This window comes from Pseudophaeobacter leonis, from assembly GCF_002087335.1.
GTDB lineage: Bacteria > Pseudomonadota > Alphaproteobacteria > Rhodobacterales > Rhodobacteraceae > Pseudophaeobacter > Pseudophaeobacter leonis.
The window spans coordinates 59,484-85,559 of record NZ_MWVJ01000074.1; the positions used below are offsets into that span (position 1 = coordinate 59,484).

22 protein-coding genes and 2 pseudogenes are annotated in these 26,076 nt (G+C 57.8%); 12 read left to right on the top strand and 12 right to left on the bottom strand.

Annotation, left to right across the window (positions count from 1 at the left end; translation table 11 throughout):
- Positions 1-32: 32 nt before the first annotated feature.
- From B4968_RS16020 to B4968_RS16060, 10 genes and pseudogenes are all read left to right on the top strand, one after another.
- Positions 33-2,144 (top strand): type VI secretion system Vgr family protein, encoded by a 2,112-nt coding sequence (locus B4968_RS16020; RefSeq protein ID WP_083100457.1) that lies wholly within the window; start codon positions 33-35, stop codon positions 2,142-2,144.
- A 9-nt stretch (positions 2,145-2,153) separates the two neighbouring features.
- Complete coding sequence (locus B4968_RS16025; protein ID WP_083100458.1) at positions 2,154-2,777, top strand: DUF6931 family protein; 624 nt, start codon at positions 2,154-2,156, stop codon at positions 2,775-2,777.
- Between the two features lie 45 nt (positions 2,778-2,822).
- Positions 2,823-3,080 carry a PAAR domain-containing protein gene (locus B4968_RS16030; RefSeq protein WP_083100459.1) on the top strand — a complete coding sequence of 86 codons (258 nt, stop codon included), beginning with the start codon at positions 2,823-2,825 and terminating at the stop codon, positions 3,078-3,080.
- Between the two features lie 7 nt (positions 3,081-3,087).
- On the top strand, positions 3,088-4,194 hold the full coding sequence (locus tag B4968_RS16035; RefSeq protein ID WP_338153290.1) for a type VI secretion system-associated FHA domain protein: 1,107 nt from the start codon (positions 3,088-3,090) through the stop codon (positions 4,192-4,194).
- Complete coding sequence (tagH, locus tag B4968_RS25830; protein WP_338153291.1) at positions 4,167-4,661, top strand: type VI secretion system-associated FHA domain protein TagH; 495 nt, start codon at positions 4,167-4,169, stop codon at positions 4,659-4,661. The genes B4968_RS16035 and tagH overlap by 28 nt, the downstream gene beginning before the upstream one ends.
- Before the next feature lie 39 nt (positions 4,662-4,700).
- Positions 4,701-6,041 carry a type VI secretion system baseplate subunit TssK gene (gene tssK / locus B4968_RS16040; RefSeq protein WP_083100520.1) on the top strand — a complete coding sequence of 447 codons (1,341 nt, stop codon included), beginning with the start codon at positions 4,701-4,703 and terminating at the stop codon, positions 6,039-6,041.
- A 66-nt stretch (positions 6,042-6,107) separates the two neighbouring features.
- Complete coding sequence (tssL, locus tag B4968_RS16045; RefSeq protein WP_083100460.1) at positions 6,108-7,544, top strand: type VI secretion system protein TssL, long form; 1,437 nt, start codon at positions 6,108-6,110, stop codon at positions 7,542-7,544.
- Positions 7,541-11,114: pseudogene (gene tssM / locus B4968_RS16050) on the top strand (type VI secretion system membrane subunit TssM). The gene tssL and the pseudogene tssM overlap by 4 nt, the downstream one beginning before the upstream one ends.
- The gene (tagF, locus tag B4968_RS16055; protein WP_083100461.1) at positions 11,114-11,800 is read left to right on the top strand and encodes a type VI secretion system-associated protein TagF; all 687 of its coding nucleotides are present in this window, start codon (positions 11,114-11,116) and stop codon (positions 11,798-11,800) included. The pseudogene tssM and the gene tagF overlap by 1 nt, the downstream one beginning before the upstream one ends.
- On the top strand, positions 11,797-12,519 hold the full coding sequence (locus B4968_RS16060; RefSeq protein ID WP_083100462.1) for a PP2C family protein-serine/threonine phosphatase: 723 nt from the start codon (positions 11,797-11,799) through the stop codon (positions 12,517-12,519). Before tagF ends, B4968_RS16060 begins: the two co-directional genes overlap by 4 nt.
- An 89-nt stretch (positions 12,520-12,608) precedes the next feature.
- Here B4968_RS16060 and B4968_RS24650 read toward each other — a convergent pair whose 3' ends face one another.
- From B4968_RS24650 to B4968_RS24655, 3 genes are all read right to left on the bottom strand, one after another.
- Positions 12,609-13,241 (bottom strand): DUF4384 domain-containing protein, encoded by a 633-nt coding sequence (locus B4968_RS24650; RefSeq protein ID WP_241525791.1) that lies wholly within the window; start codon positions 13,239-13,241, stop codon positions 12,609-12,611.
- The gene (locus tag B4968_RS16065; protein ID WP_241525792.1) at positions 13,238-14,791 is read right to left on the bottom strand and encodes a serine/threonine-protein kinase; all 1,554 of its coding nucleotides are present in this window, start codon (positions 14,789-14,791) and stop codon (positions 13,238-13,240) included. The genes B4968_RS24650 and B4968_RS16065 overlap by 4 nt, the downstream gene beginning before the upstream one ends.
- 171 nt (positions 14,792-14,962) lie before the next feature.
- Positions 14,963-15,307 carry an OmpA family protein gene (locus B4968_RS24655; protein WP_241525793.1) on the bottom strand — a complete coding sequence of 115 codons (345 nt, stop codon included), beginning with the start codon at positions 15,305-15,307 and terminating at the stop codon, positions 14,963-14,965.
- A 417-nt stretch (positions 15,308-15,724) separates the two neighbouring features.
- Here B4968_RS24655 and B4968_RS16075 point away from each other — a divergent pair, with 417 nt between their 5' ends.
- Positions 15,725-16,564 carry a M15 family metallopeptidase gene (locus tag B4968_RS16075; protein ID WP_083100463.1) on the top strand — a complete coding sequence of 280 codons (840 nt, stop codon included), beginning with the start codon at positions 15,725-15,727 and terminating at the stop codon, positions 16,562-16,564.
- 59 nt (positions 16,565-16,623) lie between these two features.
- Here the strand turns inward: B4968_RS16075 and B4968_RS24660 are convergent, their stop codons facing one another.
- From B4968_RS24660 to B4968_RS16115, 9 genes are all read right to left on the bottom strand, one after another.
- Positions 16,624-16,857, bottom strand: a complete 234-nt coding sequence (locus B4968_RS24660) for a peptidoglycan-binding domain-containing protein (RefSeq protein WP_241525794.1) — start codon at positions 16,855-16,857, stop codon at positions 16,624-16,626.
- A gap of 14 nt (positions 16,858-16,871) precedes the next feature.
- Positions 16,872-18,122 carry a caspase family protein gene (locus tag B4968_RS16080; protein WP_241525795.1) on the bottom strand — a complete coding sequence of 417 codons (1,251 nt, stop codon included), beginning with the start codon at positions 18,120-18,122 and terminating at the stop codon, positions 16,872-16,874.
- 142 nt (positions 18,123-18,264) lie between these two features.
- The gene (locus tag B4968_RS16085) at positions 18,265-18,591 is read right to left on the bottom strand and encodes a DUF8776 family protein (protein WP_083100464.1); all 327 of its coding nucleotides are present in this window, start codon (positions 18,589-18,591) and stop codon (positions 18,265-18,267) included.
- 2 nt (positions 18,592-18,593) lie between these two features.
- Positions 18,594-18,980 carry a response regulator gene (locus B4968_RS16090; RefSeq protein ID WP_083100466.1) on the bottom strand — a complete coding sequence of 129 codons (387 nt, stop codon included), beginning with the start codon at positions 18,978-18,980 and terminating at the stop codon, positions 18,594-18,596.
- Between the two features lie 49 nt (positions 18,981-19,029).
- Positions 19,030-19,881 (bottom strand): CheR family methyltransferase, encoded by an 852-nt coding sequence (locus B4968_RS16095; protein WP_083100468.1) that lies wholly within the window; start codon positions 19,879-19,881, stop codon positions 19,030-19,032.
- Entirely contained in the window at positions 19,881-20,360 is a 480-nt protein-coding gene (locus B4968_RS16100; RefSeq protein ID WP_083100470.1) for a chemotaxis protein CheW, read from the bottom strand. Before B4968_RS16100 ends, B4968_RS16095 begins: the two co-directional genes overlap by 1 nt.
- Positions 20,350-22,515 carry a chemotaxis protein CheA gene (locus B4968_RS16105; RefSeq protein WP_083100471.1) on the bottom strand — a complete coding sequence of 722 codons (2,166 nt, stop codon included), beginning with the start codon at positions 22,513-22,515 and terminating at the stop codon, positions 20,350-20,352. Before B4968_RS16105 ends, B4968_RS16100 begins: the two co-directional genes overlap by 11 nt.
- The gene (locus B4968_RS16110; RefSeq protein ID WP_083100472.1) at positions 22,484-22,891 is read right to left on the bottom strand and encodes a response regulator; all 408 of its coding nucleotides are present in this window, start codon (positions 22,889-22,891) and stop codon (positions 22,484-22,486) included. The genes B4968_RS16105 and B4968_RS16110 overlap by 32 nt, the downstream gene beginning before the upstream one ends.
- The gene (locus B4968_RS16115; RefSeq protein ID WP_083100473.1) at positions 22,888-23,175 is read right to left on the bottom strand and encodes an STAS domain-containing protein; all 288 of its coding nucleotides are present in this window, start codon (positions 23,173-23,175) and stop codon (positions 22,888-22,890) included. Before B4968_RS16115 ends, B4968_RS16110 begins: the two co-directional genes overlap by 4 nt.
- Before the next feature lie 447 nt (positions 23,176-23,622).
- On the opposite strand from B4968_RS16115, the pseudogene B4968_RS16120 reads away from it, so the two are divergent.
- Positions 23,623-25,994 (top strand): annotated as a pseudogene (locus tag B4968_RS16120) (methyl-accepting chemotaxis protein).
- Positions 25,995-26,076: the final 82 nt, after the last annotated feature.

Here is a 26,076-nt window from a genome sequence, read left to right on the forward strand (position 1 = left end):
AGACCCGGTCCCGGTTGGGGAAAGGGGGATCCATGGTTGAGAGCAAAGCACATGACAGTGACATGGTCTGGATGTCCGGCAGCTATTCGGTGCGGGATCTCTTGCTGAAAAAGGCTATTGTGCGCGAAGGGCTGAGCAAGCTCACCGAGACCACAGTGGAATTTCAGTCCAAGAACAAAGCCGTCAAACTGGAGGATATCGTTGGTCAGACGATGAACCTGCATGTTCAAACGCAGGATGGCACCGATCAGAAATTTTCCGGTCTGTGCACCTCGGTTGAGAACATGGGCTTTCGCGACGGCTATGGTCTCTATGTGGCAGAGGTCCGGCCGTGGTTTTGGCTGCTGACGCGCACCACGGATAGCCGGGTGTTTCAGGAACTCTCGGCGGTTGATATCATCCTGCAGATTTTCAGCGAAAACGGCTTTAGTGACTATCGCAAACGGTTGAGCGAGAGCTACGACGCGCGCGAGTATTGTCTGCAGGATCGCGAAAGCGATTATGATTTCATCTGCCGCCTGATGGAGGAAGAAGGGATCTATTTCTACTTTGACAGCTCCAGCGACAAAACCGCAGCTGAGAAGCTGGTGCTTTGTGATGGTATGAGTGGGCATTCGCCGGTGAACGGCTCTTCTCAGGTCAATTTTTATGCGCGCGATGACCGCGATCGGCGCCGCGAAGATCATATCTCGGAATTGGCACATGAAGAGGTGCTGACCAGTGGCAAGGTGACCCTGAGTGATTTTGACTTTTTGTCTCCGGCGGCAGATTTGCAGGTCAAGAATGCCATCCCCAAGGGCAGTCACAGCCACAAGGATTTTGAGCGCTATGACTATCAGGGCCACTACCGCAAGGACACTGGCCTCGGCAACAAACGCGCCCGGATCCAGATGGAAGCCGAGGCCGTGCGTCACAAGAAATGGCGCGGTGCCGGCAGTTTGCGTACTTTGGGCACGGGCTATACCTTTCAGCTCAAAAACCACCCGGATAAGCCTGCGAATGCGGAGTATCTGGTGGTGGATGCGATTCACTATCTGCAGGTTGCCGGGGACTATAATGAACGCGAAAGCCGCACCACTGCGGCCGCTGAAGACGGTGAGATGCGCCACGACATCAAACCTCGCAACATGGAGTTCCCCGAGGAAATCAAGGGCGACGCCTATGCCTGGACCTTTGGGGCCATTGAGAAGCTGGAGCAATTCCGCGCGCCTCTGACGACCAGATGGCCTGAGGTTCCGGGGTTGCAAACCGCCACAGTTGTGGGGCCCAGCGGCGAGGAAATCCTCACGGATAAATATGGCCGTATCAAGATCGAGTTCCACTGGGACCGTGAGGGCAAAGCCGATGAGAAATCCTCTTGTTTTGTCCGGGTGGTCACGCCCTGGTCCGGCAAAAACTGGGGCATGGTGGCAGTGCCGCGCATCGGTCAGGAGGTTGTGGTGCAGTTTGAGGATGGCAACCCGGATCGCCCGATTTGCACCGGAATGCTCTACAATGCCGATACAATGCCGCCCTATACCTACCCTGATGATCAGACACAGCTGGGCATCAAGACCAACTCCTCCAAAGGCGGTGGCGGCTATAACGAGCTGATGTTTGACGACAAAAAGGGCGAAGAGCTGATGCGGGTCCAGGCCGAAAAGGACCACCAGATGCTGATCAAGGATCGCTCGGCAATCACTGTGGGGCTGGATGCGCCTGACACCGAGGTGAGCGGCGCTGACGAGAAAAGTTACGCGCTGACCATCAAGCAAAATATGGATGAGGTCGTCAAAAGCGGTGATCGCACCGAGGTGGTTGAAACCGGCGACAAGGCTGAGACCATTGAAACCGGCAATATGACCCTGGATGTGGACACTGGAAACCTGACCGAGACAATTGCAAAAGGAAACCACAAGGAGACCGTCAGTCTGGGAAATTTGACGGTGGATGTCACGGCAGGCAAGGTAAAGATGACTGCGGGTCAGGAGATCCTGCTACAGGTGGGTGCGTCCTCGGTGAAAATCGACAATTCCGGCGTGACCATCAAGGGGCCGATGATCAAAGTCGAAGGCAGCGCCATGGTTGAGGCCAAGGCACCAATGACGACCGTCAAAGGGGAGGCTATGCTGACCCTTAAAGGCGGCCTGACGATGATCAACTAGGTGGGAACTATGTCCGAAAATTTTGAAAACCTGGTCAAGCTTCCCGTTGATCCCATCGCCAAGGTGCTGTCGCGCGCCAATGTGTTGTTGAAAACTCAGCTCACAGCACCGCCCTCGGCGCCCGCCGGTGTGGTGTTGCAAGAACTCTATGAAAAGGAAGCGCTGGTTGATCTGTTGCGGCTTTTGGGGGTCTTGTTGCCCCCGCGTGAGCGGGTCTGGTGGGCCTGCATGGCGGCGCGCGACTATATCGGGCCGCGCTCGGACAAGGATCCTGCCTCGCTGGTGCGCTCAGAGGCCTGGGTGCGCGATCCCAGTGAAGAAAACCGGGATGCGGCGCGCCTGACCCTCGATCACGCCTATGTGGATGATGACACTGTAAACTGCGCCCTTTCGGTGCTTTACGCGCCAGGAACTTTGGGGCCTGGGGATCTCAACCAGTATCCGGCCCCTGCGGGCGCGTCAGAAGCGGCGACCTTTGCCATGAATATGGTAGCATTGAGCCAATTGTCTGATAAGTTTGAAGAACACGGCCGCGTTTTGGTCGCACGCGCGCTTGATATTGCGCGGGGTGGGAATGGTCAGGGCCCTGCGAAAGCGGATGTTTCTGACACAGATAGTGACAAGGAGGTCTGAGATGGGAATGCCCCAGGCGCGTCTATCGGATTTGCATGCCTGTGTATGCTGCCCTCGATCCCGCCGCCGCCGGCCTTGCCGGTGCCGACACCCATTCTGCCGCCCTGCGCGGTCACGGTTCTGGTGGGGAAACTGCCAGCCGCAAGGTTGAGCGATATGTGCACGGCGGCCCCGCCGCATCCCATCATCAAGGGCTCTGCAACGGTACTGATCAATAAACTGCCTGCGGCGCGGATTATGGATAATGCGGCCTGTGGCGGCATGATCGTCAAGGGTGAATTCACCGTTCTGGTCGGAGGGTAAGCGATCTATGGCGGTGACACTAAAGTTTCAGAACTCAGGCGCCATGCCGGGAAATGCGGCACCTGTCGCGATGCATGGCCCAAGCCTGACCATCGGGCGCGGTGATAGCAATGATATGGTGCTGCCTGACCCGGATCAGCTGCTGTCGCGCAATCACTGCGCTATCGAGGATCACAATGGCAATGTGCTGGTGGTTGATCTCAGCTCTAACGGGACCTTTCTGAACTATTCAAAAATTCCGCTTGGGCGCACGCCAACGCCGCTCAACAATGGCGATGTGCTTTGCGTTGGCAACTATGAGCTGTTGGTGGAGATCCGCGACAGCCTGAGCGCGGCAGCCATTCCGGACCCGCTTGCGGATATACCTGTTTCGCACGGGGTGGCGGGTAATGCGCCGGACCCTATGGCCCTGTTGGATGACGCAGGCCCGGCGGGTGATTTTCTCGACGATCTGCTGGGGGCGTCCAGCCCGACAGGGCCGGCGCAGCTCAACCCGGTTGACCCGATAGATGATCTTTTGCCGCCTCTGGGCGAAGAAGAGGACCCGTTCTTTCAAAGGCCCAGCGATGGCCGTGAAGGCACCGGCGCCAGCCTTCCAAGCCATTCGCCGTCGGCGGCGGATAGCTTTTCGGCTCCCAGTGCGCAGTCCAGTGTGATCCCCGATGACTGGGACGATGACTTTTTGTCCGGCATCGGCGAGGCTCCGGTCCCTGCGGCCCCCGCTGCCCCAGTGAGCCCAACGCCTCTCCCCCCTGTGGCAGCCATCCCTGATCCGGCACCACAGCCCGTTATGCCGCAGCCAGTAGTGCCTGAACCTGTTGTCAGCCCGGCCGCAGCGCCGACCCCTGACCCTGCCGCCACGCCTTTTGCTGATAGTGCGATGGCTGATGCACCGGCGCCAGAGAGTCCTGTTACGGAAATTCCGGCTGTTGCAACAGCCGCAGCTGTGCAGCCCGCGCAGGCGGATGTGACGCCTGCTGTTTTGAGCGAGGCTTCCTCTGGCGCGGTGGCGTCATTTCTGCGCGGTCTTGGGGTTGAGGAGGATGCTCTGGGGGTTCGGAAGATCCCGAAAAATCCATGGGGCGCATGGGACGTGTCTTGCAGGCCTTGGTGACGGGGCTGCGGGAAATTCTGATGACCCGGACCTCGATCAAATCTGAATTTCGCATTGAGCAGACGATGATTTCCGCCGGGGGCAATAACCCGCTGAAGTTTTCGATCACGCCGGAGCAGGCGATTGAGGCCATGCTGAAACCCGCGACCAAAGGCTACCTCAGCCCTGAAACCGCTGTTGAGGAAGCGCTGAAGGATATCAAGGCGCATGAGGTTGCCATGGTGACCGGCATGGAGGCGGCGCTAAAGGGGGTTTTGGCCCGGCTCGATCCCAAGGTGCTGGAAGAGCAGATTGAAGATAAAGGTGGCCTGAGTGGCCTTCTGCGCGGTAAGAAAGCGCGGTATTGGGACGTCTATGAGCGGCTGTTTTCCGAAATTTCGGATCAGGCCGAAAATGATTTTCATGACTTGTTCAGTCGCGAATTTGCGCGGGCCTACAAGGCCCAGTTGGACAAATTAAAGGATTGATCCACACCGTTTTACGTGGACAAATATGGGGAGAACCAGGTGTCCTGGGACAGCAAGGTGCTTTGGACTGAGGGGCTATTTCTACAGCCGCATCATTTCCAGCAATCAGATCGCTATACCGAAGGCCTGGTGACAGGTCTCGCGCGTCGTCTTGGCCCTTATGCCTGGGGGGTCAATGGTCTTGAGATCGACCACGAAGCGCTCAAGATCGGCCAGTTTGCCCTCAAATCCTGCGAGGGGCTGACCCAGGATGGCTGCATTTTCCGGGTGCCAATGGCGGACCCGCACCCTCCCGCACTGGAGGTGCCGACAACGATCAAGGACTGCGTTGTCTATCTCACGGTGCCACAGCGGCGTCAGGGCGCCATCGAGGTGGATCTTAGTGGCGCCGAGCGCTCTGCCAGCCGGCTGCGGCCCTCCAGCCAGGAGGTGACGGACGTTACCAGCACCGAGCGCAAGCCGGTGCCGCTGGATGTGGGCAAGATGCGGCTGCAATTTGCCCTTGGCGTTGACGACATGGCCGATCTTCTGGCGATCCCGGTGGCCCGCATCATCGAGGTGCGCGCCGACAAAGAGATCGTGCTGGATCAGGCCTTTATACCCTCCTGTCTGGATGCGCGTGCGGCCTCGGTGCTGCAGGATTTCCTGCGCGAGCTCGAAGGTCTTCTGGCCCATAGGATGGATGCGCTGTCTGGCCGTCTGGCCGAGGCAGGCTCGGCGCGCGGTGTCGCGGATGTCTCGGATTTCATGCTGCTTACGGTGGTGAACCGCAGCTTGCCAATGATCCGTCACCTGCGCACTATCGAAAACCTGCACCCGGAACGTCTCTATATGCTCTGCGCCGGTCTCGCCGGTGAGCTGTCGGGCTTTATGGCGGCTGACAAACAGGTGCCGGAATTGCCGCCCTATACCCATGATGACCTGATGGGCTGTTTTGCGCCCCTGATCCGGGTGCTGCGGCAATATCTCAGCTCGGTGCTGGAACAGACGGCGATTGCGATCAAACTGGAAGAGCGCAAATACGGCATCTCGGTTGGGGTGATAGCCGATCGTAAACTGCTGGGCACTGCGGGCTTTGTGCTGGCGGTCAGCGCGGATCTGCCGGCCGAAGACGTACGGCGTCATTTTGCCGGACAGGCCAAAATCGGCCCGGTTGAGGAAATCCGTCAACTGGTCAATTCGGCCCTGCCGGGGATTACTCTGCGCCCCTTGCCGGTGGCACCGCGCCAGATCCCTTATCATTCGGGTGTGGTCTATTTTGAGATGGATGCGGAAAGCCCCTATTGGCGCAAGATGACCACCTCTGGTGGCGTCGCGGTGCATGTCTCCGGGCAGTATCCGGGACTAAAGATGGAACTATGGGCCATTCGCAACAGCTGATGCGACGCGATTTTGCGCTCCCGCTGTGGCGGGCGCGTGTGACACTTTGAGATTGGGAATGAGATCATGGGCGATTATGACGATCCCTTTGCGGAACCGGGCGATACCGACAAAACGGGGATCCGTCCCAATCCCGGTGGTCGCCGCTCTGCGACGCCGCAGGCCCCGATCCAGCCGCAAACCCCTGTCAGCCCTGTCATCGCTGACCCGGCTGCACCGCAGCAAGACGCCTTTGGTGTACCGCAAGCGGCAACGCAGGCTGCAGCAACACAGGCGGGCCGGCCGGCAGCTGGCAAGCCAGCGCAGATGGCGCTCACGGGTATGAACCCGCTGGCGGCCTGCGCTTCGGCGCTGTTTGCCCTGATCAGCCGCATCCGCAACCGGGCACAACACATGGACCCGGATGGGCTGCGCAAGAACGTGGTGGCCGAGGTGCGCGCCTTTGAAAACCGCGCTTTGCAGGCAGGCATTTCGGCGCAAACGGTGAAAGTCGCCCGCTATGCGCTCTGTGCAACTTTGGATGATGTGGTGCTCAACACGCCCTGGGGCGGCCAGTCCAGCTGGGGCCTGCAGTCGATGGTTGGCACTTTTCATCGCGAAACCGTTGGCGGCGACCGGTTTTATGATCTGCTGGCGCGTCTGGAAAAGGAGCCGGGCGCCAATGTCGACATGCTGGAGTTTCTCTACATGTGCATGTCGCTGGGCTTTGAAGGGCGTCTGCGTATTGAACAGGGCGGCGCGGAGAAGCATTTGCAAATTCGTGCCGCACTGGCGCGCATTCTGCGCAATCAACGCGGCCCGGTGGAACGGGATCTGTCGCCCCATTGGCAGGGTGTGATCAAGCCTTTTAAAGTTCTCTCTGCCTGGCGCCTGCTCTGGATCGCTTTGATTGTCACAGGGGTTTTGCTGGTGATGCAGTTTCTGGGTCTCAGCTGGGCGCTGTCCACTCAAACCGAAAATGTGGTGGGGCAGCTGAGCATCGTTGACGCCGGGCCGCGGGCCGAGCTGGAACGGCGCGCGCCACCACCGCCGCCGCCGCCTCCGATCCAGACGCTGGAGGAGCAGGTGGCAAAGGTTGCAGGTTTCCTTGAGCCTGAAATCGCGGAAGGCATCGTTGAGGTCTTTCAAAAGGGCAACACGCTGATCATTCGCCTTACGGGATCAGGGATGTTCGGGTCGGGCTCGGATCAGCTGAGCAAAGCGTTCCAGGCGCCGGTCACCCGGGTGGCCGAGGCGCTCAACGACGAAAAGGGCCGGGTCATCGTGGCAGGTCACTCAGACAACATTCCGATCCGCTCGTCGCGGTTCCCGTCAAACATGGCGCTGTCGCTGGCGCGGGCAAAATCGGTCATGGCCGGTATGGCCGATGTACTGGGGGATCCCGACCGTTTGTCCGCCGAAGGGCGGGCAGAAAAGGAACCCATTGCCGACAATGGCACCAAAGCAGGGCGGGCCACCAACCGTCGTATTGAAATCTTGCTGGTGCAGGAGGTCGACCAATGATCCGCCGCTATCTTATGCCGCTGTTTCGATCCCTTTACTCTGTGCTCATTTTGCTGGCCCTGGCCCTGTCAGCCTGTACCTGGTTTTTTGCGCCCTTTATTGGCGGCGCCGATTGGCGTCCCTTTGACAGTATTCAGGCGCGGGTGATCACCATCGCGGTGATCTGGGTTGTGACGCTGCTGATCATTGGCCTGGTTTTCTGGCGCCGTCGCCGACGTGACAGGCAGATGGCAGATGACATGTCGGAAGGCGTCGAGACGGTCGATGAAGATGATGTGCTGCTGGAAGAAATTGGTGAGCTGCGCGGCAAATTCAAGCAGGCCATGGCCGAGCTGCGTAAATCCAAAAATGGCCGCCGTCATCTGAATGTTTTGCCGTGGTATGTGATGATCGGGCCTCCGGGCGCTGGCAAAACCACCGCGATTGTCAATTCCGGTTTGCAATTCCCGCTGGCTGACAAGCTGGGAAAAGCCGCCATTGGCGGCGTTGGCGGCACCCGCAATTGCGATTGGTGGTTCACCAATGATGCGGTGCTGATCGACACCGCCGGGCGCTATACCACGCAAGAGAGCGACGCCGAAGCCGACAATGCGGCCTGGTTGGGCTTTTTGGGGCTGTTGAAAAAGTACCGCAAACGCCAACCTATCAATGGTGCCCTTGTGGCGATCTCCTTGTCGGACCTGTCGCTGCAGGATGAGATCACGCAGAAATCCCATGCCCAGGCGGTGCGTCGCCGCCTCTCTGAGCTGCGGGAGCGGCTGGGGGTGCGCTTTCCGGTCTATGTGCTGTTTACCAAGGCGGATCTGATCGCCGGCTTCCAGGAGTATTTTGACACGCTGGGCAAAGAAGAGCGCGAGCAGGTCTGGGGCTTTACGCTGCCGTTGCCCAAAAGCAAAAAAGATCCCGCCGCTATTGAGCATTTTGACGAGGAGTTTGCGGGTCTGTTGGGGCAGATGAACGCGCAACTGCTGGAAAAAATGCAGGGCGAGACCGATCATCAGCGCCGTGCCCTTGTGGCGGGGTTTCCGTCGCAGGTTGCCTCATTGCGCAGCGTTGCCAAGGACTTCCTCGCGGAGGTTTTTCAGGACAACCGCTATGAGCAACGTCAGATGCTGCGCGGCGTCTATTTCACCTCAGGCACCCAGGAAGGCACGCCGATTGACCGCTTGATGCTGGGGATGGCGCAGACCTTTGGCATCGGACGTCAGGCCATCGGTACCGGGCAAGGCACGGGGCGGTCGTTTTTCCTCACCCGGTTGTTTGAGGGCGTGCTGTTCCCTGAGGCCGGGCTGGTGTCGGCGGATGACAAGGTTGAGCGGCGCTATCGCTGGACCCGGCGCGTGGCCATTGCCGCCACGCTGCTGATTGCCGCCAGCATGGGCGGGCTTTGGGTCAGCTCCTATCTGCAAAACGCTGATCTCATCCAAAAGGCAGAGGCTCAGGTCTCGCAGTATCAGGCAGCGGCGGCGACCCTGCCTGCCAGCCCGGTTGGGGACACTGATCTGGTCCCCGTTGCCGCAGCGCTGAACCTTCTGCGTGATATGCCGGGCAACCCGGTTCTGTCTGACCCTGCGCCCGAACGCGGCCTGACCTATGGGCTGTATCAGGGCGAGGTGATCGGCACCCAGACCGCACAGACCTATCGCGCGGCGCTGAACCAGCGGTTGTTGCCGCGTCTGCTGGTGCGTCTGGAAGAGCAGATCGCGGGCAATGTCAACAACCCGGATGTGCTCTATGAGGCGCTCAAGATCTATCTGATGTTGGGCCTGCAGGGGCCGATGAACCCGGATCTTGTGAAAGAGTGGCTGCGGCTCGATTGGGAGTTGGTGGCCTATCCCGGTGCGGCGCGCGCGGATTTACGCAGCGATCTGATGGACCATCTTTCGGCCCTGTTGTCGCAGCCGATGGAAGAGATTGCCCTCAATGGGCCGCTGGTCGAGCAGGTGCAGAATATCCTGTCGGAAATGCCTCTGGCGCAGCGGGGTTTACAATGGCATTGTGAACTCAAATCAGGCCACCAGCCTGCCCAAATGGCGTCTGACCGAGATCGGCGGCCCCTCTGTGAAACGCGTGCTTGTGCGCAGTTCCGGCAAGCCTTTGAACGAAGGCGTCGAGGGCATCTTTACCTATGATGGCTTTAACAACGTGTTCCTGCCCGAGGCGGTCAGTGTCTCGGAACGGGTGCAGAACGAGGCCTGGGTGCTGGGTGCCCGCGCCGGTGAGGGCCAAAGCGAGGCGGCTTTGCTGGCGCTGAGCCGCGACGTGCTGGATCTCTATTATAACGACTACATCAGCCGCTATGACCAGATCCTGGGGGACGTGGATATTGTGCCTTTGGAATCCCTCAGCCATGCGGTTGAGGTCACAAATGTACTGTCGGGGCCTACCTCGCCGATTGTGAATATCCTGACTGAAATCAGCCGTGAGACCCGCCTGGCCGAAGAACGCTCGGCTCTGGACTCTGAGGCTCTGAACGAAGGCGTGTCGCAGATTGTCGGCATCGAGAGCCGCCCTGGCCTGTCGATCCAGGGTCAGATCCTGTTGGAGGCGCTGATCAGCTCTGCCGCCAGTTCCTCAGGAGAGGCACCGAAGCCGCCGGGCTCTTACGTGCAGGAGCGTTTTGAGTGGTTGAACGATCTGGTGGTGCGGCTTGAGGGGCAGCCCTCGCGTCTGGATGATCTGATGGGCTCGTTGCAGCTGGTCTATCAAGAGCTGAACAAGATGTCCTTTAGTGGTGTTACCTCTGGAGAAAGCGGCCAGGCCCTGCTGCAGTTCCAGCAGACGGCCTCGCGGATTGATGGGCCTATTCAACGCTGGGCAACCCAGATTTCGACGGGATCATCAGGAATTACTTCTGAGGGGACGCGAGCGTCGATCAATGCGCGCTGGCAATCGGCTGTGCTGCCCTTTTGCACCAAGGCTCTGGACAATCGCTACCCCTTTAACCGCCGCGCGCGGGCCGATGTGGCGATGGTGGATTTTGCCAAACTCTTTTCGCCGGGTGGTCTGATCGACAGCTTTTTTGACGAAAACCTGCTGAAATACGTGGATACCCGCAGTCGGCCCTGGACCTGGAAACGGGTGAATGATGTGGATCTTGGCATCAGTCAGGCAGTGCTGCAGCAAATGCAATATGCCGGTGAAATTCGCGATGCTTTCTTTGCTGGCGGCGCCACACCGGCCGTGCAGTTTCAGATCACCCCAAAGGCGCTTGACCCCAAAGCCAAGGAAGTCCTGCTGGAAATTGACGGGGTCAAAGTGAGCTATAACCATCGCATGGGGCAGCCAACGCCGGTTGCTGTCACCTGGCCCGGCTCTGTTGGGCTGGCCCGGATCACGCTTTTGCCGCAGAAACGGGGCAATGAAAACGTGATGTCGCGTGATGGGCCCTGGGCCTGGTTCCGGTTGCTGGATGCCGCGGAGGTCCGGCGCACAAATGTCAGCGACCGACGCCGGGTCAATTTCCGGGTTGGCGGGCGTTTGGCACTGTTCGAGCTGCAGTCAGGATCGGTTGTGAACCCCTTTGCCCTGCCGGCAATGGCCAAGTTCAGCTGCCCGAAGTCGATGTAATGGGGAGCGGGTTTGGTGCCTTTGGCAAGATGCCGGATGTTGGCGATTTTTTCCGCCTTAATGCGCCAGGCGGCTTTGTGCACGTCTGGGACAGCTGGCTGCAACAACTCATGCTCGAGGCGCAGACCGTTTATGGTGCGGAATTTGACGCACACTACATGTCCGCACCGCTGTGGCGGTTTACGCTGGCAGCTGGCCTTGCCGGACCGGCCAAGATCATGGGTGTGCTGATGCCGTCGGTTGATCGGGTCGGCCGCCGCTTTCCTTTGACCCTGATGGTGCAGCTGGACACGCCCGGGCCGCCCGCGCTGGATCATCTGCGCGAGCGCATATTGTTTGAAAAACTGGAAGATATCGCCCTTTCGACGCTGGAGAATGGCATGTCCAAGGATCGGTTGTGGTCAGATTTGCAGGATTTGGAGGTCCCGGATTTACGGGCGGCAGTGCCGCTGCGCCACGAGGGGACAACCTTTGTTCTGACCGGCAGCGGTACCGATGGCTCAGCGGTTGAAACACATTTGGCCGGTGCCCTTTTGTCCCAGCAGTCCCCGGGCGGCAGCCTCTGGAGCGCCTATCTCGACAGTGGCCCCCGGATGATGGTCTGTGCCGATTTACCGCTGGGGCGGCCGGGCTGTGGATTGTTTGACCTTGGCGCAGCAATTTGGCGGGAGTCGCAGCCCATATGACAGCAATGATGACATACCGATTTGTGGCGCAGACCCATGTGGGATTAAAGCGCAAGGTGAATGAGGATGCGGTCCTTGCCTTGCCGGACCATGATATCTGGCTGGTGTCAGATGGCATGGGGGGGCATCAGGCCGGAGACTACGCCAGCGCTTTGATCGTCGATGCAGTGGCGACCCTGCCGCTTGGGCTTGATCCTGCCGCCAAGATGCACGGGGTGCGGGACCGCATTCAGGGCGCCCATCGTGCCATTCAGGCCGAGGCCGAGGCGCGCGGCGGCGGCACCATCGGGGCCACTGTGGTTGCGCTGATTTTGGCCAATGGTCATTTCGTTGGCATCTGGGCCGGCGATAGCCGTATCTACCGGCTCCGCGACGGGCTGATCGAGCTGTTGACCTGTGACCATTCGGCTGTGGCTGAATTGGTGCTGGCGGGCAAGATGAGCTGGGACGAAGCGGAGCAACACCCTCAATCCAATGCCATCACCCGGGCCGTTGGCGTCGGAGACGAGGTTGAGCTCGACAAAATCCGCGGTGACGTGGCGCCTGGTGATCGATTTCTGATCTGCTCTGACGGGCTGACGAAATACGCCACCTTTGCCATGCTGCAGGAGGTTCTGTCGACCACGCCGCTGGAAACTGTTGGGGACCGTTTGTTGCAAATAGCCCTGAATGGCGGCGGCGCAGATAATATCTCGCAAATCATTGTAGACGTTCTTTAAGCCGGCCGCCTGGCCCAATTTGGGGCCGAATCCGGGGGTGATTTTCCGATCAGACCTGCCGCCATGGGACCCTGTGGCCTGGCCCGCAGTCAGGGTTCTGCTGTAAGCAATATTTTGCTGTCCAGCGACAGGATAAGGCCAATGTCCTTGGCGCTACTTTCCTTCAGGGCCTCGGCAAAGCCGACGGCGCTTTCAGAGGTCGGGCGCAGGCCCGCGAACAGCGGCTCTGACGAGTGCAGCACCAGAATGCGGCTTTTGCCAAGCGTGCTGTCATCAACCCTGAAGGCAAGCCCGCCATGTTGCGCAGATTCGGCCAGATCATAGGCGACGCGCACTGGAACAGGACCTGTCCTGTTGGCGCGCAGATCCGCGACGGCATTGTCCTGACGTGAGATATTGGGCAACAAATGGAACACGTTACCAGAGACATCCAGGACCGAAACGGTGAGAAATCCAGTCTGAACCTCTGCAGGCAGCAGCACATCAATCACCGGGTTTTCGCCAACAAAAAACCGCCCCGACGGGTTCGGCGTGTCTTTGCCTCCAAGCCGGAACTCAACAGCGATGTTGCTGGCGGGGGCCTTGGGCAAAACCCGTTCAACAACGCAGAGCGCTGGGTTAAGGGTCTCGGTTTTGAGCGAAATCTCCCGTGCGCCGCCTAGCGTGTTGAGGGCATCATACAGCCTGACGCGCGTCTCGGTTCCGGCAAGCAATCCGCTCACTTCGATCGGGTCATCGGGGCCAACCCGCCGCCAACACTTCCCGGCTTTACCTTTAGGGGGCCGCATTCCTCAAAGCTGCCAACCAATCCGCGGACCTCAGAGATCGGTAGCACGGGTAAACGATAGGTAATTTCGGCAATCCCATCCAGATTTCCCGGCAATCCGTCTTTAAACAGCGCGTTGATCTTGGTGGCCAACAGAGCATCATCGGTGAGGCCGCTCACCCTGGCCTGGTTGTTGCTTACGGCGAGGCGCCATTCGGTCAGCACGGACAAAGGCGCAATCGTTGCCAGCACATCCTCGCCCCAACTGTCTGATATGGCTCCGCTGGCCAGGGTCAGATCGGCTTGCTCCACCAGATCAGCCAACTGGTCCCTGCTGTCTTCTGAGGGCATGTTGCCGATGGCCCTGACCGGGCCGTCCTTTGGGTTTTCCACAATCAGAGTAAACGGGTCAGCCACGGGATAGTTTGGCGCGAGCAGAGTATCAAATGCGCCGGTCACAAAGCCTGCGATCACCGCACCGGCAAGCGCCAGGGCCGCGAGACCTGCAAGGACCGGGGATTTGCGCCGGGGGGGGCTGTCGTCCTTTGTCGCCGGTTTTGCTGTGGGAGCTTTGGGAGCTTTGGGGGCTGTTTTGGGCGTTGCGGCCTTGGGGACGATGATGGTTGCGTCTTCGCTCACCTGTGGCGCGGCGGGGGGGCTCGTCGGGCGTGTCTGGGCCGGGGTCGGGGTTGTCCAGAAAGGCCAGCACATCCGCCGCGCTGGCGAGCCTTGTGTCTGGTCCGGGTCACCCATCCGTTCAATCACTCTTTTGAACGGCTGCGGTAGTCCCGAGGTATCCAGTGGCTTTTGCTTGTTTTCAACCACCTGCATCGGATTATCCCCGAGCGAGGGAGCGGCGCCGCGAAAATTGGCTAACAGCAGCGCGCCGAGCGCATAGACATCGGCGCGGGCATCGGTTTGTCCTGCCATCTGTTCCGGCGCGGCATAGGAGTATTTTCCGGCGAACTCATTGCCCACAATGGTTTCGGCACCCGGGTTGGTGTCTTTGGCGATGCCAAAATCAATGATCACGGCCTGGGCAGGATCGCCATCCCGCAGGATGATATTGTCAGGGCTAAGATCACGGTGCACGATATTGCGGGCATGCGCGGCCTTCAGACCCTCAGAGACGCGACGGCAGATGATCAGCAGATCCTCGGCAGACATCGGCCCCTGCTTTAGCTTTTTGTCGAGCCCGGGGCCGTCGATGTAGTCCATCAACAGATAAATATGGCCGTCTGGGGTGCGATGGTTCTCGGAATAGCGCACCACGGCGTCATGGCGAATTTCGCGAATATTTTCTTCGCGGGCCATCAGGACGGTAAAGTCCTCGTTGCCAGAGAGCTCTTGCTTCAGAACTTTGATGGCAACCAGATTGCCGGAGATCTCCGAGCGCGCCTTGTAGACGTCGGAGGTGCCGCCACGGCCCAAGAGCATCTCAATACGGTAGGTATTGTTCAGCAGATCGCCCGGCTGAAACAGATCACTGGGCCGGGATTCCATCATCGCGCCGGACCTTTGATTATGTGTAATTGTAAAACCCGGCCAAAAGTCATTTTAGGCGTCAGAACGGCACTATAGCAGCGATCCCGACAGGACCGGCTCTGACAGTCCCAGCCATGAAGGTGCCGACCCTGACGCGGGGGCCGAGAATCGGCCGTGTTCAAGGGCACCGGTTCAGCCCAGGGCCTGGAATTCTACCCGGCGGTTTTCATCGGCGCGTGGGTCATTTGCATTGTATGGCGCCGTTTCACCCATTCCGATGGCCTTGAGCATACCCTCTTCGACACCGCAGGTGCTGATCAGGTGACGCCGCACTTCCTGGGCGCGCAACAGCGAGAGCCGCTCATTATACGGGGCTGACCCAGAGCTGTCGGTATGGCCGATGATCTGAAATACCGTGCCTTGCATCACCTGCATCGAGGCACACATATTCGCCAGCTTTGGCTGTTGATCGGTGCGCAGTGCGGCGCTGTCAAAGTCAAACGAGATCTGCACGTTGATCTGTGCCTGCCGCTCCACCGGGGTGTATTCCTCGGTGGAGCGGCAGCGACCGTCGCGACTTCCTGACTGTCGGAAGCCTGCGGCGCGGCGGCAGCAACGCCGCTGGGTACGATGACCAGGCCGCGTGTTTTTTGTTTTTGAAATGCTTTGGTGATTTCTTCGACTGTCAATTCCTGTGTGCTCTCCTGAGCATAAGCCAGAGAGGCAGGAAAAAGAGCTGCAGAAAACACAAAGGCGGCGATAATTTTGACGCGGACCATTATTTGTCCCCTAAACTGAAAATTGACCTGTGAAAACTCTATACCACATGAACGGTTCTGCCAATGGGCTGGATCTGGGGAAACAGGGTGCCGATTGCGGCAGCAAAACTGGACAAAAGGCTTTACTCGCCCGTCTTCTCTGCTTTGAATAGGCCTGTATCGATTTGAGGGCGTTATGCGGGTTTTACCGGCGATTATACTGTGTTTCGGGCTTCTTTTGGCGCCTGCGGTCTGGATTGGCCTGAAATGGATGCTGTCTGAGGACGATTTTCAGGGCGCCGCAGTTGATTCCACGGCCTGGATCGAGATCGAGATGCTGCGCCAGCAGATCGAGGATTTGCAGCTACGCCTGTCGGATTTGCAAACCGAGGTGACGCGTTTGCCGCTGGCCTCCGGAGGGCAGATGGCCCCGGAGGCCTCGTCTGCAGAGGCGGAGCGCGAGATCTGGGATCAGACCGAAGGCGCGGATCTTGACTATGCGCAGGTTGTGCTGATTGCGGACCGGGTCAATGTCAATCGGGGGCTGCGCGTAACAGGCGGCAAGTATCTGACCGAGAGGCTGGGGCGGCCGCGTGAAGATCTGAATGACACCTGTCAATCGATGACCAATCCCAATCTCAAAGACAAACTGGTGACAGAGCAGGTCGGGCCCATCCGCGTCAGCATGCTGCGCCCGGCAATCGAGAGCCTGAAGGTGGTGTTTGAGAACATTCGCGCGGCCGACCCGGATCTTTACAATCGCATCAACACAGCGGGCGCCCTCTGCGTGCGCCGGATCAGGGGTACGGTTAATTCCCTGTCCACCCATAGTTATGGTCTGGCTGTTGATCTTAATATTGATGGTCAGCTGGACAATTTCACCGATGGCAAAACGCAGCTGGGCCTGACCATTATGGCGGATTTCTTCTTTGCCGAAGGCTGGGTCTGGGGCGCCGGGTTTCGCCGTGAGGACAGCATGCATTTTGAAATCAGCCGCCGCCAGCTGGACGCCTGGGTCTCTGATGGGCTGCTCTGATCTGAGGGCCGCTTAACTGTTCTAACAGGTGTCTAACGGGGGGCTGCCGCCGGTCGCTGTTATCCCTCAAGCCCATAGGCCCGGCGAATACCGCGCTGGGTGCCTGGCCCGAAATCGCCATCAATCGAGCCCTGATAAAACTTGTTGTCGCGCAGCTTGTTTTGCAACGCTCTGCGGGTTTGCAGGGTAAACATCGTGGGGCGCTCGCTCAAAAGATTTAAAACATCGGCGCTGCCCGAGCGGAGCGCGGCATAGAGAAAGCCCGCCGCGTCCTCCGGGCCGTGTCCTGGCACCAGACCATCGTCTATCAGCGCAGCAAAGTTGAATTGCGCCTGCGGATGGCGCAGCTCGGCGGCGCGCGGAAGAAGCCGTAAGCCTTTTGCGGGTTCGCTGGCAGGCCAAGGCTGCCCTGATGGTGCAAAAACCCGAGATCATTGATGGCATCTGCAAAATTCTGCCGCGCAGCCGCCTGATAGAGCTGCAGCGCCTTTTGTGGATCCGCCGCAATGCCGGTGCCGCGTTCATAGAGTTTGGCCAACTCGAACTGTGCCTCCGGGGCCCCGGCATCGGCAGCACGTTGCAAAAAGGCAACCGCCGCCACCGGGTCAAACCGCCCGGCATCGGGGTTCAGTCGCATATAGGCAAGACCCAGCATCGAACGGGTGTCGCCAAGGTCCGCCAGTGCCAGCAGTTGCGCCTCCTGGTCTGGCCGCAGCGCGGACCAGGCCTCTGAGGTGCCTGCCGGCAGCACAGCCTCGCCTGCGTCTTTTGCACCCGAAAAGTAAAAGGGGACGCCAGTGAGAGAGCCGTAGGTATGAGGCTCTTGCAGGTTGCCGGTTTTTTCCAAAACCAGATCGCGCACCTGACGGAACATCAGGCTGATTTCCAGGCTGGGCTGTACCATTTTCTGCATCAGGGCCTGGGCATAGGGGCTGTTTTGCCCGGTGCCATCCAGCGCGACCTGGCCGTCGCGGGCCGCAAAAGCAACCAGGGTTCCGCGATCGGGATCGGCCGCTGCCATGCCGCCACCACCGCCCCGGGTCTCTTCTGAAGAGGCTTGTGCCGCCGCCGAAGTTTCCAAAGCGATCGCATCGCCAAGGGGGTTGTCGCGGCAAATGTCCAGAATGACGATACGCATCTTGCGGGCGCGATCCACCGCCGCCAGCAGCTGTTTCAGCGATGCGGACTGACGCTGAACATCGCGGTTGCTGGAGACATTGGCGTCAATCGGGATGAGGAAATTCTCACCCTGCACCTCGATGCCATGGCCGGCAAAATACACCAGCGCCAGATCTGCCACTTCTGAGCGAAAGGCAAAGTCATCCAGCAGTTCTGTCATTTGCGCAGCAGTGGCATCCAGCGACAAGGTGACGTCAAAGCCGATCCCCGTGAGGGTCTGTGCCATGCCACTGGCATCGTTGTGGGTATTTTGCAGCGGCGGCAGGTGCTTATAGTCTGCCATGCCGATGACCAGAGCGATCCGGTCCCGCGCCGCCTCGGCGATTTGTGGGAGGAATAAACAGATCCCTGCCGCCAGTACTTTGAAAAACCCAGCCATACCAATACCAATTATAAGATTTCGTGACGCTCCTTGGTAATCTAGCGCTCTGGCACAGCAAAGAAAGCGAAAAAGCCGCCTGGGCACAGGGCTCAGGCGGCTATGGCTAAAAGGTGCGGATCAGATCAGCGTCGTGACCGCTTTATGACGTCACAAAGCTTCCTATTTCACGCAGCCGTTCACGCAGTTTCTGCAGCGTCACCGACTCGGTCGCGGCATGAACATCAGCTTTACCCGAGTCCAGGACCTGGCCTTCTATTTTTTCATAGAAGTCGGCCATCCCCGCAAGAGTCTGCATGACCAGATCGAAGTCCTGTAACTGCTGGTTCTCCTGCCGGTTTGGTTTCGTGCCACGATCAAAGATGTCGTGGACCACGTCTTCCAATGTTTGGACCTTCGAGTAAAGCTGACGCATTTCACGGGCGGAAATAGCGCTAAGGCCGGAAATCGTATTGAACTGCTCTGCCATTTCTACAGCCGCCCGACGACCTGTTCGATCGCCTGTTTCATGGTGGCAACTGTGAAGGGCTTACGGATGATGTTGTTCAACCCGAGCTTTTTGCCCACCTCGATGATTTCTGGCGTTGGTTTACCGGTCACCAGAATAAAGCCAAGACGTTGGGTCGCCTGATGTCCCCGTACCGCCTGCAGCAGGCCCAGACCATCCATGCCTGGCATGTTATAGTCCGACAACACCAGGTGCACTGGAGTCGTGGTCAGCTTTTGAAAAGCAGACTGTCCGTTGTTCTCGACCATGTAGTTCTTGATGCCAAGCTCGTCCAGACACTGGGTAATGATACCGCGGCTTGTGGACATATCATCGACGACCATTACGCGTAGAGAGTCTTTTAAGCTCATGAATTTTTCCTCGTGTTGCTCTTTTCCAGCTCCTTTATGGAGCGTCGCCTCAGGCGGGAGTGTTGATGTAAGTCGTGATCCCGGATGTCTTCAGTTTTGCTTCGGCCGGCCCGGACATGCGTTCGGAGTGACCGATGAAGAGATATCCACCGGGGTTCAGGTTTTGCTGAAAGGCTTGCCAGACCTTTTGTTGGGTTGGTGTGTCAAAATAGATGGCCACGTTGCGGCAGAAAATCGCGTCGAACTTTCCCTTGAAGGGGAAGGGTTCGATCAAATTCAGCACCCCAAAAGTGATCATAGATCTCAGGTTTTCGGGCATGCGCCCGTCGGCATCCATCTTGGGCACCAGGCTGCGGTACTCAGACGGAATTTGCTCAATGTCTTCCTGCGGATACTTTGCCGTTTTGGCAAATTGGATGACCTGCGGGTCGATATCGGTTCCCAGGATCTTGAAGTCAAAGCGCCCAATTTCTGGGCACATTTTGTGAATGATCATCGCCATTGTGAACGGCTCTGGTCCTTTTGAGCAGCCAGCAGACCAGATCCGGACCCGGCCACCGTTGCGCGCCTTTTCGATCAGCTGCGGCAGAACATCGTTGCGCAGGGTTTCAAAATGATGCGGCTCGCGAAAGAAATGCGTGACATTGGTGGTCAGAAGCGACAGCAGATTGTTGCGCTCCTGATCCCTGTTTGGGCCATTCAATCGCCCCAGATACTCTTTGAAGTTCACGACATTTTGCTGTCTAAGCTGGCGCGCCAGCCGAGCAGAAACCAGAGGCTTCTTACTGCTCGACATCGACAGGCCAAAATGCTTGTAAGCAAAATCAGCGATCGCTTCAAAATCCTGGTCCGTCAGGGTGAACCCGTCAGGATTGGATTCTATGGGACCCGCAGCAATCATCAGAGCACCTGCTCAGGAACTGAGATCACGGCATCCAGATTGATGATCCGCACCATTGTATCATCATGTGAAATGATACCCTGGATATACTCCATGGTGTTGCGGCTATCGACCGGCGGAGTCTCTTGGATCTCTTCCGGGTTGATCGAGATGATCTCAGAGACGGATTCAGCCAGCAGGCCAACAGGTTTTCCTGCAGAAGAGACCACGATGACAACATTGCGCTCGCTGGCTTCTGTTGTTTGCAGGCCAAACCGGGCTGACAGATCGTAAATCGGGATCACCGCTCCGCGCAGGTTCATCACGCCCAACACGTCCGAAGGCGCATGGGGCAGGATGGTCACGGGGGACCAGCGCCGGATTTCCCGGATCTGAGTGATCTTCAGACAGAAGGCCTGACCGGCGACAGTGAAACTCACGAACTCGCTAAACTGAGCGTGCTTCACTTCCTGGTCATTGTTTTTTGTTTCAGCTTGCATTGCTCATTCTCCGCTCGGTATCAAAGGCGGCTGCTGGCGAAGCCGCAAGAATGCTTTCGGGGTCAAGGATCATGGCGATTTTGCCGTCTCCAAGGATTGTTGCGGCCGCGACGCCGGCAATTTCTCCACAAACACCGTCCAGACTTTTGATGACGACCTGGCGTTGGTCGTGAATGTCATCCACTGCCAAGGCACTGCGTTGGCCGGTTTCCGTCTCCACCAGCAGATAGACGCCAGGAGGTTGATCACTGTCTTCCTTACGAAGACCAAGGGCGCCAGCAACATCGCAGATCGGGACAAAACTGCCACGGATCGACAGCAGCGTGCCATCAGCTCCCAGGTTGTTGATCATGTCGTCATTGCCGCGCATCGTCTCAACAATTGAGGTGATCGGAACCACCATTGTCTGATCCGCAACCGAGACCACCATGCCGTCCATTACCGCCAGGGTCAGTGGCAAAATAATGGTAAAGGTTGAACCCTTGCCGGGGTTTGACGAGATATTGATCCGCCCCCCAAGGCCGGTCACGGCGTTTTTCACAACATCCATGCCAACCCCACGACCAGAGAGTTTAGAAACCTCTTTGGCAGTCGAGAAACCCGGCAGGAACAGGAGATTGTCGATCTCGCTATCTGTGAGTTCGGCGTTTTCCGGGATCAGGCCCTTTTCGATGGCAATCTGTTTGACGCGGGGGCGATTAACACCCGCCCCGTCATCTCTGACCTCGATACAGACAGAGCCAGACCGGTGTGAGGCCGACAGGCGGATCTCACCGACTTTGTCTTTGCCAGCGGCAATACGGTCTTCGGGTTTTTCAACACCATGGTCGACGGCATTGCGCAGGATATGCGTCAATGGATCAGCAAGGCGTTCGATGACCGTCTTGTCGACCTCGGTGTTTTCACCCTCGGTGACAAGTTTACAGCTTTTGTCTGTCGCGCTTGAGGCTTCGCGGACAATACGTGCCATCCGCTGGAACAGCGGCTTCACGGGTTGGGCGCGAATTGACATCACACCTTCCTGGATATCGCGGGCAAGATTCTTAAAGCCCTCCAGTTCGGTTTCAACATCACGGACATCTGCGACATCGAGGTTGGCGATTTGCTGCGCCAACATCGAATGGTTGATGATCAACTCCCCAACAGCGTTGATAAGCCGGTCCGCCCGCTCAAGATCCACGCGCAGCGTGGGGTTTGGCCCGCGCTGTTCAGATTTCGCGGTCTCGGCTTTTGGAGCCGAAGCCTGTTTACCGGCTACTTCCGGTACTGCCTCGGGCGCTGGCGCGGGGGCCGGCTGTTCAAAAGGGGCTGCGGGGGTCTCTTCAACCATAACTGTAGGCTCCGCTTCTGGTGGGGCTTCTGCCGGAGCTGACCCAAAGGCCGCCTCCAGAGCGGCAAGAGCCGCGGCATCAGCATCAGCATCCCCATCACCATCGATAGAGAGCTCGCAGAGGCCTTCGACAAATTCGAATACGGCTTCTACAGAGGATCGGGGTTCTGAGGTGGTCAGAACGAGGTTCCAACTCAGATAAACTTCTTCAGGATCTATGGCGTCAAAGCCTGGCAGCTCAGAATCATCCAGCGTGACTTCCAGCGTGCCCATGTCCTTGAGGGCCTGGAACAGGAAGATTGGCTCATTGCCGGTGCTGTACATATCCTTCAGAGGCCGGAAGTGGATCTGATAGGTCTCTTCAGTCGCAATACCGGGCAGATCGATTGCACCGATATCCATAGGACCACCAAGCCCCATAGGCTCGAATGTCAGATCTTCTTCTTCTTCTGGAATATATTTATCCAGCGCTTCGATCAGCATATCATGATGCTCTTGATCGGTTTCGCCGCCATCCCTGGCGACCGCGACCAAGTTGTACAGGTGATCGCAAGAGCGCAGCAGCAGCTGTACCAGTGGATCAGTCAGCTCCATGCGATTGGCACGGACCTCATCAAATACTGTCTCAAATCTGTGGGCAAATGCCACCAACTCGTTCAAGCCAAATGCGCCCGCGCCACCCTTAATCGAGTGAACCGCACGGAAAACTGCATTGACTACCTCTGGATCGTGATCGCCTCCTTCGATGGCGCTCAGACCCTCATCCGTTGCTTCAAGGAGTTCTTCGCACTCCTCAAAGAAGGTATCCTGAATGGATCCGGACATCGTAGGCAGCTGCCCCGGTTACGCGTTTCAGCGCAAAAATCAGGGAGGCGTCATCAAAAGGTTTGGTGATCCAGCCAGTGGCCCCTGCATTGCGAGCGCGGGCCTTCATTTCAGGAGCGCTTTCAGTGGTGAGAACCAGAATTGGAACTTTGGAATTGATGCCGGTCCCACGCAACTCTTCGATCACTCCAAACCCGTCCAGGTTTGGCATGTTGATATCCGTGATAACAACATCAGGGGCGACATCTTCATACATGTCGACGCCTTCGCGGCCATCAACGGCACTCACGTACTCAAAACCAGCCTCTTCCAGGGTGGCGGCGAGCAGATTCCGGATGGTGCGGGAATCATCAATGGCCAATACTTTGGTTTTCATGCTGTTACCTCGTCTTCAAATCGGTTGGGCTCCAAACCCAAGAGCGTTAGGGATTTGCGGCAGGAAGCGTTGATATGGGTTACCGCAAAACCCAATTCTTCAGAGCGCCACTGTTGCTCGGCGCTGAGCAGCAGTTGAAGGCAGCGCGATGGTATGGCTGCAACATTGCTGCAGTCGATTTCTACTGTGGCGGAGCGGGCTCCGACAAGAAAAGCAATGAGCGAACTTAACTCCGCAAATGCATTTGGTAATTCCAAAAGGTGCTTGTGCGTTTCTGTGGTCATCTTCCGCGATTCTCACCCCCGTTGTCGGTGACGTGTGTCTATTCGATGGGTTCATAGTTAGGCTGTGTGACTTAACAATTGATTGCTGCAGATTGCCGGAAAAGCGGTTTTATGCAGCCGAGAGCCAGGGATAATTCTGAATTTTCCTAAAGTTTTCTGGTTTCACAACGGATGTGATTCTGCGGGGTGGCCGTTGTTGTGAAATGAAAGAGGCGGAGGTTCTGCAGATCAGTCCGTATATATATGCACCCTCCCAAACCGGGGTCTTTGGGCGGCGTGACGCGCTGGCAGAGTACTTGGCAGAGAGAGGGTTTAAGCGCCTCAGCTCATATTGATTTGTAAAAATGGAATTACCGGGGTTTGCGTAAGCGGCAAATTAACTCCTCTTGGCCAGTCTGTCGCTCACAATAATACTGATCGCCGCCGATGACGCCTTGGGAGGGCAACATGAATGCACTGAGATCTTTAAAGATTGCCTATAAGCTACCACTGTTTGTGGTGGGTTTTGGTGCGCTGCTAACAGCTGTAATTGTAACGATTAGTACGGTAAACTTTCAAAAGAGCGCTTTCAATCAAGCCGAGGGCCAATTCGAATCCCTTGTTGCCGGACGCAAGACAGCCTTTCAGTCGTTCTTGCGTGGCATCAATGCCGATTTGATGATGCTGGCCGCCACACCTTCAACCGCCACAGCGATCCAGCGCCTCTCTGCTGCCTGGAGCAACCTTGGGGCTGAGGCTGCGGATATCGCACGTACGACATATATCACAGAGAACCCTTTCCCACTGGGAGAGCGCCACAATCTGGATCGTGGCAAGCAAACGATTCCCTACAACATCCATCACTCCAAATTCCATCCTTCATTCCGGACGCTGCTGACGGCAAAAGGCTATTATGATGCCTTTCTGGTCAGCATGCCGGGCGACGTCGTCTATAGTGTTTTCAAAGAAGACGACTATGGGACCAACCTGATGAAGGGCCCCTATAAGGACAGCGATCTTGCTGTTTTGTTCCGCAATGCTCTTGAGGTTGAAGCGGGCCGGGTGGTTTTTTCGGATATTAGCGCCTACGCCCCGAGCAACGGTGCTCCTGCGGCCTTTGCTGCAACCAAAGTTTTGTCTAACTCGGGCCAGACTGTTGGTGTCCTGGTTGTTCAAATTCCGGTCAATATGATCAACAGTATCATGAACGACGACAAGGGGGTCGGCGACACAGTTGAAGTCTTCCTTGCCGGGGCAGACCTTACGGCGCGGACCAGTTCGCGCTTTGAAGATGGTCATTCAGTTCTGGACCAGCTGCCGGTCAGAGAATACCTCACCGAAGCCCTGGAAGAGCGCGGTGCGTTCACCACCGAGGCTATTGGCCTGCGTGGCCAGCCCGTGGCCTCCTATGCGGAGCATATCCCACTAACCAACGGAAAGTGGGTTATTGCCATTGAACAGGACCTTGAGGAGCTGATGGCTCCCGTGGTTGAGGACCGGAACCTTCTGCTGATTGCTTCGATTGTGAGTGCCGCAGTCATGTCCGTGCTGGGCTGGCTTTTTGCAGGCACGATCACCCGGCCACTGGATCGGATCTGTCGCAGTATGGAGGCTGTGTCCTCCGGAAATCTGGATGCCGATGTGCCTGAGGCAGACCGGGGGGACGAGATCGGCAAGATCGGCAAAACCCTGGTTTCGATGCAGGAAGACCTGCAGCAGGCCAGAATCGCTGAAGAACAGCGTGCTGAGTTGCAGCTTGAGCAAGAGATTGTCGTTGAGAACCTGAGTGCTGGTCTGGTGCGGCTTTCAGAAGGCGATTTTTCACTGCCAATTGAGCAGGCCTTCTCGGGTGAACACGAGAAACTGCGTCAGAACTATAATCAGACCATTGAGACGCTCAGTGGCACGGTGTCGAAGGTCATTGATGCGTCCGGCTCCATTCGCAACGGTGCGGCAGGAATCAGCCGGGCATCGGATGATCTGTCGAATCGCACCGAAAGCCAGGCGGCGACGCTGGAAGAGACAGCGGCTGCTCTGGATGAACTCACAGCGAGCGTAAAGTCAGCCGCTGAGGGGGCCCGGAGCGTTGAGCTGACCATGGATGAGGCCAAACAAGAGGCTGAAAACACGGGCGAAGTGGTGCAAAGCGCTGTAACCGCGATGACCGAGATCGAGCAGAGTTCGAACCATATCAGCCAGATCATCTCGGTGATTGATGATATCGCCTTCCAGACAAACCTTCTCGCCCTGAATGCGGGTGTTGAAGCGGCGCGTGCCGGTGAATCCGGCAAAGGTTTTGCCGTCGTGGCCTCGGAAGTGCGGGCGCTGGCGCAGCGCTCTTCGGATGCGGCGCTTGAGATCAAAACTCTGATCGGTGACAGCTCGAAACAGGTTGAACGCGGTGTTGATCTGGTCGGAAAGGCCGGCGGCGCGCTCACAAATATTGTGGACCGGGTCAGCCATATTTCTAAACTGGTTTCAGGCATTGCCGAAGGCGCGGTAGAGCAGGCCACCGGTTTGAATGAGATCAACACGGGTGTGACACAGCTGGATCAGGTGACGCAGCAGAACGCAGCAATGGTCGAACAGGCCACTGCCGCAGGGCATCTGCTCAGTCAAGATTCCACCGAGTTGTCGCAGCTGGTTTCCGGGTTTCAAATTCAGGGTGGAGCACCTGTCGTCCAAATCTCGGAGGCTGCGGCGCAGGGCAGTGCCAGGTCATCGGCTCCCCGGCGCATGGCGCTGACGACGACTGGGATGTCGATGACGCGGCCCGCGCTCCGTCCGGACCTGTCATCTCTGATGGAAACGCTGCCAAGGATCTCTGGCAGGATTTCTAAATTATCACTCTCTCGGGGCGATATATCGCCCTGGGATGTTCGTAAACTTCGGGTTTTTACCGATTAACTTGGCTGGGTGAAA

Coding starts and splice junctions, on each gene's coding strand:
- B4968_RS16090 (WP_083100466.1), bottom strand. CDS start 18,980: ATGAGCTTAAAAGACTCTCTACGCGTAATGGTCGTCGATGATATGTCC.
- tssL (WP_083100460.1), top strand. CDS start 6,108: ATGGGCGATTATGACGATCCCTTTGCGGAACCGGGCGATACCGACAAA.
- B4968_RS16085 (WP_083100464.1), bottom strand. CDS start 18,591: ATGGCAGAGCAGTTCAATACGATTTCCGGCCTTAGCGCTATTTCCGCC.
- B4968_RS16035 (WP_338153290.1), top strand. CDS start 3,088: ATGGCGGTGACACTAAAGTTTCAGAACTCAGGCGCCATGCCGGGAAAT.
- B4968_RS16115 (WP_083100473.1), bottom strand. CDS start 23,175: ATGACCACAGAAACGCACAAGCACCTTTTGGAATTACCAAATGCATTT.
- B4968_RS16080 (WP_241525795.1), bottom strand. CDS start 18,122: ATGGCTGGGTTTTTCAAAGTACTGGCGGCAGGGATCTGTTTATTCCTC.
- B4968_RS16025 (WP_083100458.1), top strand. CDS start 2,154: ATGTCCGAAAATTTTGAAAACCTGGTCAAGCTTCCCGTTGATCCCATC.
- B4968_RS16030 (WP_083100459.1), top strand. CDS start 2,823: ATGCTGCCCTCGATCCCGCCGCCGCCGGCCTTGCCGGTGCCGACACCC.
- B4968_RS16060 (WP_083100462.1), top strand. CDS start 11,797: ATGACAGCAATGATGACATACCGATTTGTGGCGCAGACCCATGTGGGA.
- B4968_RS16100 (WP_083100470.1), bottom strand. CDS start 20,360: ATGCAAGCTGAAACAAAAAACAATGACCAGGAAGTGAAGCACGCTCAG.
- tagF (WP_083100461.1), top strand. CDS start 11,114: ATGGGGAGCGGGTTTGGTGCCTTTGGCAAGATGCCGGATGTTGGCGAT.
- B4968_RS16065 (WP_241525792.1), bottom strand. CDS start 14,791: ATGATGGAATCCCGGCCCAGTGATCTGTTTCAGCCGGGCGATCTGCTG.
- B4968_RS16020 (WP_083100457.1), top strand. CDS start 33: ATGGTTGAGAGCAAAGCACATGACAGTGACATGGTCTGGATGTCCGGC.
- tagH (WP_338153291.1), top strand. CDS start 4,167: ATGGGACGTGTCTTGCAGGCCTTGGTGACGGGGCTGCGGGAAATTCTG.
- B4968_RS16075 (WP_083100463.1), top strand. CDS start 15,725: ATGCGGGTTTTACCGGCGATTATACTGTGTTTCGGGCTTCTTTTGGCG.
- B4968_RS16095 (WP_083100468.1), bottom strand. CDS start 19,881: ATGATTGCTGCGGGTCCCATAGAATCCAATCCTGACGGGTTCACCCTG.
- B4968_RS16105 (WP_083100471.1), bottom strand. CDS start 22,515: ATGTCCGGATCCATTCAGGATACCTTCTTTGAGGAGTGCGAAGAACTC.
- B4968_RS16110 (WP_083100472.1), bottom strand. CDS start 22,891: ATGAAAACCAAAGTATTGGCCATTGATGATTCCCGCACCATCCGGAAT.